This is a genomic window from Methylobacterium sp. J-001, assembly GCF_022829565.1.
Lineage (GTDB): Bacteria > Pseudomonadota > Alphaproteobacteria > Rhizobiales > Beijerinckiaceae > Methylobacterium.
Window position 1 is genome coordinate 40,685 of sequence record NZ_JAKSYN010000213.1, and the last position, 12,515, is coordinate 53,199.

The 12,515-nt window shown below is 70.1% G+C and carries 10 protein-coding genes; 6 read left to right on the forward strand and 4 right to left on the reverse strand.

Going from position 1 to position 12,515, the window contains the following annotated elements; all coding sequences use genetic code 11:
• Positions 1-4: 4 nt before the first annotated feature.
• The 3 genes from MKK65_RS28170 to MKK65_RS28180 all read right to left on the reverse strand — a co-directional run bounded on the left by MKK65_RS28170 (position 5) and on the right by MKK65_RS28180 (position 3,263).
• A complete protein-coding gene (locus tag MKK65_RS28170; protein WP_243961460.1) occupies positions 5-1,756 on the reverse strand; it encodes an ABC transporter ATP-binding protein in 1,752 nt (583 codons plus the stop codon).
• 448 nt (positions 1,757-2,204) lie between these two features.
• Positions 2,205-2,504 carry a hypothetical protein gene (locus tag MKK65_RS28175; protein ID WP_058192272.1) on the reverse strand — a complete coding sequence of 100 codons (300 nt, stop codon included), beginning with the start codon at positions 2,502-2,504 and terminating at the stop codon, positions 2,205-2,207.
• Between the two features lie 75 nt (positions 2,505-2,579).
• Positions 2,580-3,263, reverse strand: coding sequence for a DNA-binding protein (locus tag MKK65_RS28180; protein WP_243961461.1), 684 nt, complete (start codon positions 3,261-3,263; stop codon positions 2,580-2,582).
• A gap of 259 nt (positions 3,264-3,522) precedes the next feature.
• Here MKK65_RS28180 and MKK65_RS28185 point away from each other — a divergent pair, with 259 nt between their 5' ends.
• The 5 genes from MKK65_RS28185 (at position 3,523) to MKK65_RS28205 (ending at position 10,284) form a co-directional block, all read left to right on the forward strand.
• Positions 3,523-4,188 carry a response regulator transcription factor gene (locus MKK65_RS28185; RefSeq protein WP_243961463.1) on the forward strand — a complete coding sequence of 222 codons (666 nt, stop codon included), beginning with the start codon at positions 3,523-3,525 and terminating at the stop codon, positions 4,186-4,188.
• Positions 4,188-5,525 carry a sensor histidine kinase gene (locus tag MKK65_RS28190; protein ID WP_243961465.1) on the forward strand — a complete coding sequence of 446 codons (1,338 nt, stop codon included), beginning with the start codon at positions 4,188-4,190 and terminating at the stop codon, positions 5,523-5,525. Before MKK65_RS28185 ends, MKK65_RS28190 begins: the two co-directional genes overlap by 1 nt.
• A 431-nt stretch (positions 5,526-5,956) precedes the next feature.
• Positions 5,957-6,502, forward strand: a complete 546-nt coding sequence (locus MKK65_RS28195; protein ID WP_243961467.1) for an RNA polymerase sigma factor — start codon at positions 5,957-5,959, stop codon at positions 6,500-6,502.
• Between the two features lie 90 nt (positions 6,503-6,592).
• A complete protein-coding gene (locus MKK65_RS28200) occupies positions 6,593-7,606 on the forward strand; it encodes a FecR family protein (RefSeq protein ID WP_243961469.1) in 1,014 nt (337 codons plus the stop codon).
• A 188-nt stretch (positions 7,607-7,794) separates the two neighbouring features.
• A complete protein-coding gene (locus MKK65_RS28205) occupies positions 7,795-10,284 on the forward strand; it encodes a TonB-dependent siderophore receptor (RefSeq protein ID WP_243961471.1) in 2,490 nt (829 codons plus the stop codon).
• Between the two features lie 399 nt (positions 10,285-10,683).
• On the opposite strand, the gene MKK65_RS28210 is transcribed toward MKK65_RS28205, so the two are convergent.
• Positions 10,684-12,075, reverse strand: a complete 1,392-nt coding sequence (locus tag MKK65_RS28210) for a PLP-dependent aminotransferase family protein (protein ID WP_243961473.1) — start codon at positions 12,073-12,075, stop codon at positions 10,684-10,686.
• 113 nt (positions 12,076-12,188) lie between these two features.
• On the opposite strand from MKK65_RS28210, the gene MKK65_RS28215 reads away from it, so the two are divergent.
• Positions 12,189-12,494, forward strand: coding sequence for a DUF1127 domain-containing protein (locus tag MKK65_RS28215; protein ID WP_243961474.1), 306 nt, complete (start codon positions 12,189-12,191; stop codon positions 12,492-12,494).
• Positions 12,495-12,515: the final 21 nt, after the last annotated feature.

Consider the following 12,515-nt stretch of genomic DNA (forward strand, 5'->3'; position numbering starts at 1 on the left):
TCGTTCACGCCACGGTTCCCAACCCCGGCAGGATCGTCTCCGGCGGGCCGGAGGCGACGAGCCGGCCCGCCTCCAGCACATGGACCGCGTCGGCCCCCTCCAGGGTGGACAGGCGGTGGGCGATCAGGATCAGGGTGCGCCGGCCCGACAGCGCCCGCAGGGCGCGCATTACCGCGGCTTGGGTCTCGTCGTCCAGCGCCGAGGTCGCCTCGTCGAACACGATCACGTCGGGGTCGTGGTAGAGCGCCCGGGCGATGCCGATGCGCTGCCGCTGGCCGCCCGACAGCCGCGCTCCGCGCTCGCCGACGCGCTCGCCGTAGCCCCGGGGCAGGGCGGCCACGAAGTCGTGGGCGCCGGCAAGCCGGGCCGCGCGCTCGACCGCGGCCAGGTCCGGCGCGTCGAGGCCCAGCGCGATGTTCTCGGCCACCGTGCCGTCCACGAGGAACACGTCCTGCGGGACGTAGCCGATGCGGTTCTGCCAGGCGGGGAGGGCGCTCGCGTCGAGCACACGCCCGTCCACGGTGATCCGGCCCGTCCCCGGGGTGAGCACGCCCAGCAGCAGCCCCGCCAGGGTCGACTTGCCCGAGCCGGTGCGGCCGGCGAGCCCGACCGTGGTGTTGACCGGGATGGTCAGGTCGATGTCGGCCAGCGCCGGCCGGCCGGTGCCGTAATCGAAGCCGATGCCGTCCAGCCGGATTTCTTGGGCGAAGGGCAGGCGCTCGCCGGTGCGGGGCCGGGCCTCCCGTTCGTCGGCGAGTTCGTCGACGATCACCTGCACCACCGGGCTGTAGAACCGCATCAGCGAGACGGAGGTGAAGATGTTCTGGAAGGCCGGCAGCATCCGGTAGCCCGCGAAGGCGAACAGGCCGAGCAGCGGCAGGATCCCGGCGACGTCGAGCCCCTGGGCCAGGGCGAACAGCACCACCACGATCACCCCGCCGAAGGCCAGGGCCTCGATGACGAAGCGCGGCATCTGGCCGGTGAGCAGGCTCGCCGCCGTCGCGACCGCGTAGGCCCGGGCCGGGGCGTCGAACCGGCCGGCAAACGCCTCGGCCCGGCCGTAGAGCTTCAGCTCCGTCAGCGCCCCGAAGGTCTCTTGGACGATCCGGAACCGGGCCTCGTTGTCGGCCACCGAGCGGCCGCCGAGCCGGGCGAGCCGGGCCCGCATGATCAGGTAGATCCCGACATAAAGCCCACCGAAGCCGCCCCCGAGGATCAGGGCGAGCTGCGGCGCGTAGGCCAGCAGGAAGGCGATCACCGCGAGCGCGGAGGTCGCCCGGGAGGCCAGCACGGTGGCCGGGGTCAGCACGCCGACCACCAGCCGGTCGGTCTCGGACAGGACGTTCTTGGCGAGCTCGGCGCTGTTGGCCTGGGCGAAGAACAGCCTCTCGCGGTCGAGGTAGCGGAACAGCAGCCGCCGGCTGAAGCCGTAGCCGGCCAGATGCGTGAACAGCAGCTGCGCGTAGGTGAGCCCGGCATTGACCACGGCCGTGGTCAGGATCGCCAAGAGCGCCGCCCCACCGGTGACCAGCAGAAAACTGCGCTCGTCGGCGAGGCCGAGGGCTTCGCGGGCCTGGGCGAGGTAGGGCACCCTTGTCGCCGCCGAGGGGTCGCCGACCAGCGTCAGGAACGGGATCACCGAGGCGACGCCGACCACCTCCAGCAGGGCCGCGACCGCCAGGCCCAGCGCGATCAGGGCCAGCCGCTGCCGGTCGCGCGCGCGCATGAGGCGCACGAGGTCGATCAGCGCGCGCATGGGTCGGGACGGGTCGGCGGAGGGGCTGGCATGGCCGGGCCGGGCTTAGAGGGCCCGGCGCCGGAGGGGAAGGTGGTCGAGGGCGGTTGGGTGGTTCGAGCCCCAAACCTCCCCCTCATCCTGAGACCGGGTGAGGCTTTCGATTGGCTGCCCTTCGACTCGCGAAGGCTAGCGGGGCCCGCTCGGGCCTGCGCGTCAGGCTGATCGGCGAAGCGCCACGCGCGCTCCTCCCCCTTGCGGGGAGGAGTTGGCGGTGGGGGTGGTCCCGGAAGAGGTGCAGCGGTGCCTGCTGCCCCCCCACCCCTACCCCTCCCCGCAAGGGGGAGGGGAAAACGCGTGGTGTTTCCAGCGCTTGCTGCCGAGCGCGAGGTGTGAATCCGCTGGTCCGCATGGGAGAGGGGGCCGTCGCGCTCCGTCGTCGACCTCGCCCGCGAACCGATTCGGCCCGTCAGTCGAGCTTCTTCAGCGAGCCCAGATCCACGTCGCCGTTCTGGCTGGAGAAGGTCAGCGACTTGGTGCTGCCGTCCGATTGGGAGACGCCGCCGATCCGGTGGTCGCCGCTGTCATAGGTCGAGACCTGGCCGTCGCGCTCGATCAGGAGCCGGTGCTTGTCCGGGAAGAACGCGTATTTCATCCCGTTCTGCGAGCCGCTGGTCGAGGGATCGCCCAGGTCCTTCGGCCAGAAGGGCTCCATGCCCTTCATCGGCTTCATCGGTTCCATGGGCTTCATGGGTTCCATCGGCTTCATCGGTTCCACGGCGCGCCTCCTGTCGAAGTGAGTGACAGGAGGACGCGGCAGGGCGGAAACGGTTGCATCACCCCGTCAGAGGCGGGCGCCCGGGACCGGCCGCTCGCGGACCTGGCCGTCGAAGCCGACATGGAGCTGGTGCTCACGCCCGTCGCGATCCTTGGCGGCGACCTCGAGGTGGCGCGGGCCGCGGCCGGTCACCCGCACGTCGCTGTAGCCGGCGGCCTGGACGGCGGCGGTCAGGGCCGGCACGTCCGGCGTCGGCCCGAGGCCGAGCTTGTCCTTGGCCCAGTCGAGGCTGCCGGTGGGCGGCCCGCCGGCCGGGCCGATCACCACCTTGCGGCCGTCGCCATGGGTCAGCACGCTGGCATGCAGGAACCCGGTCTCGAAGCGGCCCTGCACGGTCACGGCCTCGCCCTTGCTGACGAGCTTGCCGCTCTCGCCGGCGGGACCGGTCTCGACCAGCGCCCGGCCGGTGGGGTCCTGGACCACGAACTTGTTGCCGAAAATCTCGGCGACCTCACCCTTGATCGCGGTGGCGCTCGACGGGGCGAGTGCCTGGATCGCCACCGGGTCCACCGGCGTCGGCTGGACCGCGTTGCCCTGCGCAAGGGACAGGCCGGCGGCGCCGAGCGCCAGGGGGCCGGCGATTGCGGCGACCACCCAGCTCCGCGCCGGAATCTTCTTGGTTGTCTTGCCGGGGGCCGGCTCGCGGATCTCGCGGGCGGTGCCGTCGATGGTGTTTGTGTCGCCGCTCATCGGTGTCGTCCTCTTGGAAGGTTTTCGGGACCCGATCGGTCCGTGGCCCCTTCCTAAGGCACCCCCTCAAATCCGGTCTGAACCGCCCGGTTCAGCCCCGGTTAAACCCGCCCGCCTATGGCCGAGACGCGCGGGCGATCAGACACTTGGCGGCGCCGGCCGATCCGGGACGCCGGATTGATGGGCGGCGTGAGAAGGCGGCCCTAACTTGCCGCAGCGGCATGATTTCCGGCAGGCCGAGGTACGAGAGGGCGAACCTTTGAAAATCCTGCTGGTGGAGGACGACACGGCCCTGGCCACCGAATTGGCCAAGGTCCTGCGCGCGGAGAACTTCGTCCTCGACCGGGCCGCCACCGGCGAGGACGCGCAGCATCTCGGCGAGACCGAGGGCTACGACGCGGTGGTGCTCGATCTCGGCCTGCCGAAGGGCGACGGCGTCTCGGTGCTGCGCGCCTGGCGGGCGGCCGGGCGGACCCTGCCGGTGCTGGTGCTCACCGCTCGGGACGGCTGGAGCGATAAGGTCGCGGCCTTCAAGGCGGGGGCGGACGATTACCTGGTCAAGCCGGTCCGGGTGGAGGAGCTGGTGATCCGCCTGCGCGCCCTGGTGCGCCGCTCGCAGGGCGGCGGCGCCAGCCGGATCGCCTGCGGCCCCTTGAGCTTCGACACCGGCCTCGGGGCCTTCGAGCACGAGGGCCTGCCGCTCAAGCTCACCGGCCTCGAATGGCGGGTCCTGTCCTGCCTGATGCTCAACCGCGACGCGGTGGTGCCGCGCCCGCACCTGATCGAGCGGGTCTACGAGGGCGACGCGGATGTCGATTCGAACTCCGTGGAGGTGATCATCACCCGCCTGCGCCGGAAGATCGCCCCGGCCCGGATCGAGAGCGTGCGCGGCCACGGCTACCGCCTGCACGCGGATCCGGCCTGATGCCGCCGACAAAGAAGCCCCCGCCACCGCACCGCTCCCTACGGACCCGCCTGCTGGCCGCCGCCGCGGTGCTGGTGCTGGCCGCGCTCGTGGTCGCCGGGCTCGCCATCGGGGTGATCCTGCACCGCTTCGTCCGCGGGCAGATCGAGGGGCATCTCGACGCCCAGATCGTCGCGCTGCGGGCCGGGCTGGAGGCGGGGCTGCTGTCCCAGAATCGCGACGCGCCGCCCTTCGACCGGGACGGGCCCGGCTGGGCCTGGGAGGTGCGCCGCGGGTCAGAGACTTTCGTCTCGGACTCCCTGCGGGGCGGCCACATCACCGTCACCGCGCCGGGTCCCGACGACGATCCCGGCCACCCGCACCCGGCGGACGGCACCGGGCCACGGGGGGAGCGGCTGATCCTGCGCGTCCTCACCGTGCCGGGCACGCCCCCCGCCACGATCGTCGCGGCGGCCCCCCAGGCGGCTCTCTACGGCCCCCTGCGCGAGGCCCTGACCAGCCTCGCGCTGGCCCTCGGGATCCTCGGCCTCTGCCTGATCGCCGGTCTGGCGCTGCAGGTCCGCCTCGGCCTGGCACCTTTGCGGCACCTCCGGGCCGACCTCGCCGCCGTCCGCGCCGGGCGCCGGGAGCGGGTGCCGGAGGCGCAGCCCGCCGAGATCAAGCCGCTGGTCACCGAGCTCAACGCGCTGCTCGACCAGAACGCGCAGAACCTGGAGCGCGCCCGCGGCCACGTCGCCAACCTCGCCCACGCCCTCAAGACCCCGCTGGCGACCCTGTCCATGGCCCTGGCCGATCCCGCCCGCGACCCCGACGGGGCGCTGCGCCTGCAGGTGGACGACATGGACCGGCGGGTCCGCCACCATCTGCGCCGGGCCCGGGCGGCGGCGCTCGCCGGCTCGGCCCGGGGACGGACACAACTGGCCCCCCGGGTCTCGGACCTGCACGACGCGCTGGTGCGCCTGTACGCCGAGAAGGGCGTGGCGATCGATCTCGCCGTGCCCGACGACCTGTCGGTCCCCTGCGAGGGCCAGGATCTCGACGAGATGCTCGGCAATCTGGTCGACAATGCCTGCCGCTGGTGCCGCACCCGCGTGCGGGTCACGGCCGCAAGCCGGGCGGGCGGCATCGTGGTGCGGGTCGAGGATGACGGGCCGGGCCTCGACGGCGCGGCCGCCGAAGCGGTCATGGCCCGCGGGCGCCGCCTCGACGAGGGCGTGCCGGGCCACGGCTTCGGGCTGCCGATCACCCTCGAACTCGCCGAGCTCTACGGCGGCGGCCTCACCCTCGGGCGCTCGGAGCTGGGCGGGCTGGAGGCGGAGCTGACCTTGCCGGCTTGAGGCCGGCGGCGGGTCGATGGCGCCTGTCCGCTGCGCCGCGCGTCGTCATCACGAGCAGGGGATGTGACCCAGGGTCTGAACACGATCCGCCTGGCCCCGGTGATGTCTCAGGAGGGTGGAAAACGGCCCTTATCGCCACGGCTGCAACCGGACATTCACGCCTTTACCCAGTTCTCGGGCGGTTCTCTCCTAAGCCTACCGGCAAGAAGTCTATCGGCGCACTTGCGCAGGAGAAAGCATCACCCCATCGAATAATATCTCCTGTGTGCTAGAGTATTTATAGAACTCAACCAAAAGTATTAAATAGAAAAATTAAAAACTAGAGCCCCGCATCTTGAGCGTGACTTTCATGCTCTTGATTTACGGTCCATCGTCGCGATACGCCGAGGCATAGCCAAGCCACCCCAGCCGTCTCTCACAGGCAAAGGTCCATGCCTGCCGTCGATCCCGCCCATGATGGGCCTGCGAGCCGATTGGCGAGCCTCTATCGCAGCCATTGCGAGGCCTTGCTGCGGTTTCTGAGCCGAAAGGTCGGCCGGCACGAAGCGACCGACCTCATGCACGAGGCCTTCATCCGGGTGGCGCGGTCCGAGCAGGAACGGACCATCTTTCACAACGAACGCGCCTTTCTGTTCCAGATCGCGGCGAACCTGGCCGTGGATCACAACAGAGCGCAGATGCGCCAGTCCCGGTTGCTCATGCCCGTCGAGATCGACGATCTTCTGGCTGTCGCCGACGAGGGACCGGGCCCGGACCGGCAGGCACAGGGCCGCCTCGACCTGCAGAGGCTCGGTGCGGCCCTGCGCGAACTCCCGCCCCGGCGCGCCGAGGCCTTCCGCCTCAGCCGGATCGAAGGCTTGAGCCACGCCTCCATCGCGGCGCGCCTCGGCGTATCACTCCGAACGGTGGAGGCCGAGGTCAGGATGGCGCTCGATCATTGTGCGGACCGTCTCCGAACAAGCCGGATCCTGGATTGATTGCGGGATGCGGCACATCGAAACGTCTTGCTGCAGGATGCTCTTTCCGTGCGATGGCGCGAAACGGATCCGCCGACCGGCGAGAGAAGAATGAGCGAGCCGAACCAACCGGACAGGACCACGAACGGCGACGATCGCAGCGTCCGGCAGCAGGCGCACGCCTGGGTTGTCCACCTGACCTCCGGAACGGCGACGCAGGATGACGCCGAGGCCCTCGCCGCCTGGCGCTCCCTGCCCGCGAACGACGCCGCATTCCGGGCTGCCGCCGGGCTCTGGCGGCGGACGGGCGACGCCCTCGCGGTCACGTCCGGGCCGGCATTTGCCCGGGAGGCGCCCCGCGGGATGACCCGGCGGCGCATGCTCGGCCGAGTGGCCGCCGGCGGGATCGCGTCGGCCTCCATCGCAGCCGCGGGCGCGACGCTTGCGTTGCGGTGGCCGACCCTGCGGGCTGCATACCGGACGGGAACCGGAGAGATTCGGACGGTGACCCTGCCGGGCGGCATCCGCATCGAGCTGGATGCCGAGACGGCCCTGGACGCTCACCGCAAGGACATGCGGCAGGACATCGTTCTGCATGCGGGCTCGGTGGCCGTCACCGTTCCGGCCACCCGCGCTGCCCTCACCGTGGTCGTGGGCGAGGCGCGCCTCGTCACTGAGCCGAGTGAGCCGGCGGAGGTCGTCGTTCGGTGCAGGCCTCGCGGAGGCCTGTCCGGCTGGGTCGGCGGCCAGGATGCCGACATGGCCTGCCTGGCCGGGCAAGTCACTGTCGTTCCCGCACCGGGCGTTGCTGCGACGCGCCTCGTGGCCGGTCAGGAGGTCGGGATCGGACCGGATGCGCGCGGTCCCCACGCCATCGACGTCGCCACCACGGCTGCCTGGAGGCGGGGCCTGCTTGTCTTCCGTGATACGCCCCTGTCGCAGGTCGTGGACGATCTCAATCGATACCGGCCGGGACGGATCGTCGTCGCCAGTTCGGCTACGGCCGCCCGGCGGGTGACGGGCGTGTTCCACCTCGCGCGACCGGAGGAGGCTCTCGGCAGCATCCGCACCGCCCTCGCCCTATCGGAGGTCAGGTTCGGCGACCGCCTCGTCGTCCTGCGCTGAGCGCCGCACGGTCGCGTCGGGCCGAGAAAGGATACGCAGTTTTTTTGCGGGCTCGCCACCCGGCGCGCGTCTGAGGAGTCAGACGGGCGATCACGACCCGTCGGACAGCGGTGACAAGCCGCAGGATGACGCGGGGTACGACGATGGCGCGAGGATGCGGGCGGCACCGGACGGGAGACGGCTTTCGGATGGTGACCGGATTGAGTGGGGTCGCGGCGCTCGTGTTGACCCTGCCGACGCAGACTGCGGCAGCCATCGCCCCCGCTGACCTGACCGGGGCGAGGGTCGAGGCGCGGATCGTCCGCGTGACATCGCCCAATCCGGATCTGGACGAGGCCCTCGACTTCGCGATTGCCGAGCAGCCCCTTGACGAGGCTCTGGCATCCTATGGCGCCGTCAGCGGCGTGCAGCTGATCTACGACAGCAACGCCAGCCGCCGCCTGCGCTCGACGCCACTCTCCGGACGGTACGACCGGATGGGAGCCTTGCGGCAGCTGCTTGCGGGCACCGGCTTGGTGCCGCACTTCACGGCCAGGCGCGCGGCCACCATCGTCGGTCTCGTGGCCCAGGCCGACGTCGCCGGCCCTCAAGACGGCAGCGTGACCCTCGATGCCTTGGAGGTGACCACCGACACGGCTCTTGGGCCGGTCAATGGCTACGTCGCCAGACGCAGCGCGACGGCGACGAAGACCGGCACGCCGATCCTGGAAACGCCGCAGGCCATCAACGTGGTCGGCCGGAAGGAGATCGAGGATCGGCAAGCGCAGACCGTGCGCCAGGCTTTGCTCTACACCCCGGGCGTGCTCACGCAGTACGGCACGGACCTGCGCTACGACTGGCTCTACGTCCGCGGTTTCGTGCCCGGACGCTACCTGGATGGCCTGCGCCTTCCTTATGGCGCACGGGGCTACTCGCAGCCACTCGTCGAGACGTACGGCCTGGAGCGCATCGAACTGCTGAAGGGCCCTGCGTCGGGACTTTACGGGCAGAACTCGCCAGGCGGCTTACTCAACCTCGTCAGCAAGCGTCCGAGCGCGGTGCCGCTGCACGAGATCCAGCTCCAGACCGGCAGCTTCGGACGTGCTCAGGCCGCCTTCGACCTGTCCGGCCCCGTCGATCCGGAAGGCCGCGTCCTCTACCGGCTCACCGGGCTCACCCGCACCACCGGAACCCAGCTGGATTACCTGGAGGAAGACCGGGTCTTCCTCGCACCGAGCGTCACGTTCCGACCGGATGCGGACACGTCCTTCACGATCCTGTCGCAGTACCTGCACATCGACTCGCCCGGTGGCGGTGCGCCGCAAGGCCTCCCGACCCTCGGCACATTGTACACGAACCCGCGCGGACGCATCTCGACGAACCGCTTCATCGGCGAGCCGAACTACGATCGGTTCAAGCTCGACCAAAGCTTCATCGGCTACGCGTTCGAGCATCGGTTCGATGAGATCTGGACACTGCGCCAGAACCTGCGGTTTGCGCATGTCGAAGCCGACACGCAGCGCGTCCAGGCGAGCGGGCTTGCGGCCGACGGACGGACGCTGTCCCGCTACGCTTGGGCGTTCCCGGAACGCTCGAACCTCTTTAACGTCGACAGTCAGGCGGAGGCACGCTTCCTCACGGGACCTTTCGCCCATACGCTTTTGTTCGGCGCCGATTATCTGCGTGAGGATGCACGCTATGACGAGTCGGACCTGAGGGGCGTCCCCTCGGTCGACATCTTCGCCCCGGTCTATGCCGGGACCGTCACCCGGCCGCCGCTCGGCACGCGGACCACCCAAGGGCGCAATCAGACCGGCCTGTACGTGCAAGACGAGATCCGCTTCGGCGGCTTCGGTCTCACCCTCAGCGGACGTCAGGACTGGGTCGACGCCATCACCCGTACCCGAACGGTGTCGACCGGCGCGCTGGCGCAGGTGAAACAGGACGATGCCGCCTTCACCGGCCGTGTCGGCCTCAACTATCTTTTCGACGGTGGCTTGTCCCCATACGTGAGCTACGCGACGTCGTTCCAGCCGACCTCCGGCACCAACCGCTTCGGCGCACCCTTCGCGCCGACCACCGGTGACCAGATCGAGGGCGGCATCAAGGCCCAGCCGACAGGTACGAACCTCTTGCTGACCGGTGCGGTGTTCGATCTCACGCAGCAGAACGTGCTGACGCCGGACGCCCTCAACTTCCGGTTCAACAGCCAAGCCGGCGAGGCAAGGGTCCGCGGGCTGGAACTGGAGGCGAAGGCCAGCCTCACCGACAGCCTCGACATCGTCGCCTCCTACGCTGCGATGACCAGCAGGTTCACCAAGGCCAACGCCAACGCGGCCGGTGTCAGCATCGTCGGGAACGAACTGCCCTTCGTTCCACGCCATCAGGCCTCGGTCTGGCTCGACTACACGATCCGAACGGGGGAATGGGCCGGCCTCGGCCTGGGCGCGGGCGTGCGCTACATCGGCGTCTCGGTCGGCGACACCGCCAACCTCTACCGAACACCTGCGGTCATGCTGGTCGACGCGGCTGTCCGCTACGATTTTGGGTATCGCTATCCCGTGCTGAAGGGCGTCGATCTTGCGCTCAACGCGACGAACCTCTTCGACAAGACTTACGTCACGACGTGCATTGCTGCGACCGGCTGCTTCTACGGAAACAGGCAGACGATCCTCGCGACACTGCGCTATCGCTGGTAGCGATCCAAGAACGTCGCCGCGAATGAATGCGGAAGGGTGAGGTGCCGAGCACGGTTGGGGACCCTGATCACGCAGGATGAAGCGAGATCTGGGGCCATAAACGTTCGCCCGTTCCGTCGACCGCCGGCGGGAAGTGGACGGGCTGCAAGAAACCAGTTGCTGCTGGATTATGCCTGCTCGGCCGGTCATTCGCCCGGAAGCAGAAGGCGGCGCCTTACCTCACGCAATCGTAGGTCTTTGCACCTTATGATCCCCTGAGCGGACCTTCCCAATGTCTATAAACGGTCGAAGGCAGCAAATCTAAGCTCAAGCGGATCGGGTGTTGATCCATCCCCCCCTCACGGCCAAGGGTGGCGCCGGGCCGGGTTGACGCGCTCGCACGGACGGGGCCCGCAGCGATCAAGCCAGCGCCGCGCGCAGGATCGGCCGGATGCGCGGGTCGGTGCAGTGGGCGACGTTGAAGCGCATGTAGCCGTTCCAGTCGTCGGAGAGGCTGAACGCCGTGCCCGGGGCCAGCACCATGCCCTGCGCCAGGGCGCGGCGCGCCACCTCGGCGCCGTCGCGCCCGTCCGGCAGGCGCATCCACAGGAAGAAGCCGCCCCGGGGCTGCGCCCAGGGTTTCAGGCCGCAGGCGCCGAGCTCGGCCGAGGCCTGGACCATGGCGCCGGCGAGCCGCCGCTTGGTCTCGGCGAGGTGCCGGCGGTAGCAGCCTTCGGTGATCAGGCTGTGCACCAAAGCCGCCGTGACGTGGCCGTTGCCGAGGCTGAGCGCGAGCTTCAGATCGACCAGCGGCTCGACCCAGTCGCCCCGGAGCGCGATCCAGCCGCAGCGCGCCGCCGCCGACAGGGTTTTTGAGAAGCTGCCGATCTGGATCACCCGCTCCAGCCCGTCGAACCCGGCGAGCCGCGGGGCCGGCTCCGGTTCGAGGTCGCCAAAGATCTCGTCTTCGACGATCAGGGTGTCGTGCGCCTCGCACAGCTTCAGCAGCCGATGGGCGATGGCCGGGGCGAGGCTCGCGCCGGTCGGGTTCTGGAGCGCCGCGTTGGTCAGGTAGAAGCGCGGCCGGTGCCGTTCGAGCAGGGTCCCGAGAGCCTGCAGGTCCGGGCCCTCCGGGGTAAGCGGCACGCCGACCACCGACACCCGGTGTGCACGCAGCAGCGCCAGGAAGTTGAAGTAGCAGGGATCGTCCACCAGCACGGTGTCGCCCGGCTGGAGCAAGAACCGGCAGACGAGGTCGAGGGCCTGGGTGGCGGATTCGACGAGCACGATCTGGTCCGGCTCGGCGCCCACGCCCTTCTCGGCGATCTTGCGGGCGATCTGGATCCGCAGGGGCTCGTAGCCCAGCGGCCGGTCGTAATTGGTCATCTCGGCGAGATCCGCCCGCGCCACCCGGCGCAGGCCCCGCCGAATCGCCTCGTGCGGCATCCAGGAATCGGGCAGCCAGCCGGCCCCGGGCTTGAGCTGGTCCGCGCCGGCCTGCTGCGCCTGGCGGGTGATCCACAGCGGGTCGACGATCCGGTCGAGCCGGGGGCCCATCGCCTGGAGCGAGAGCGGCCGGGTCTTGCCGGCGACGTAGAAGCCCGAGCCCGGCCGCGCCACCAGGGTGCCCTCGGCGGCCAGCCGGTCATAGGCCTCCACCACGGTCGATTTCGACACACCCATGGATTCAGCGAAGGCCCGCACCGATGGGATCCGGACCCCCGGCACGAGGTGGCGCGCCGCGATCCGCTCGCGGATCTCGCCGGCCACAATCTCCACCCGCGTCCCGGCCGGCTTGCTCGAGACCTGCATCCGTACTGCCTTTTCCACCGGACAATTCATCGAAATCGTACCGAACTGTTCCTGTCGCCGCCAGTCCCGTGCGGTCACAACCGCCGGGTTCCGGACAGACGGAGGATCGAATCATGGACCAGTGCCTCACCGAGACCGCCCATGCCCCAGGCAGGCCGTCCTGGCTCGCCCGGTCCGTCCAGGCCATCGCCGAGGCCGCCGCGGAGGTGCGGGCGGAGTTGTCGCGCGCGGCGATGAACCGGCGCGTCCTGCACCGGCTCTCGACCCTGTCCGAGCGGGAGTTGAAGGATATCGGGCTGACCCCGCAGGACGTCGCCGACGCGGCCACGCCGGGGCCCCGCGACGCCACCGACTTGCTGATCGGCCGGCGCGATGAGCGCCGGCGGGCGCGGGGGGCCGGTCGCTGGCCTTCGGTTTGAGGCTCCGGTCAGCCGTGCGGT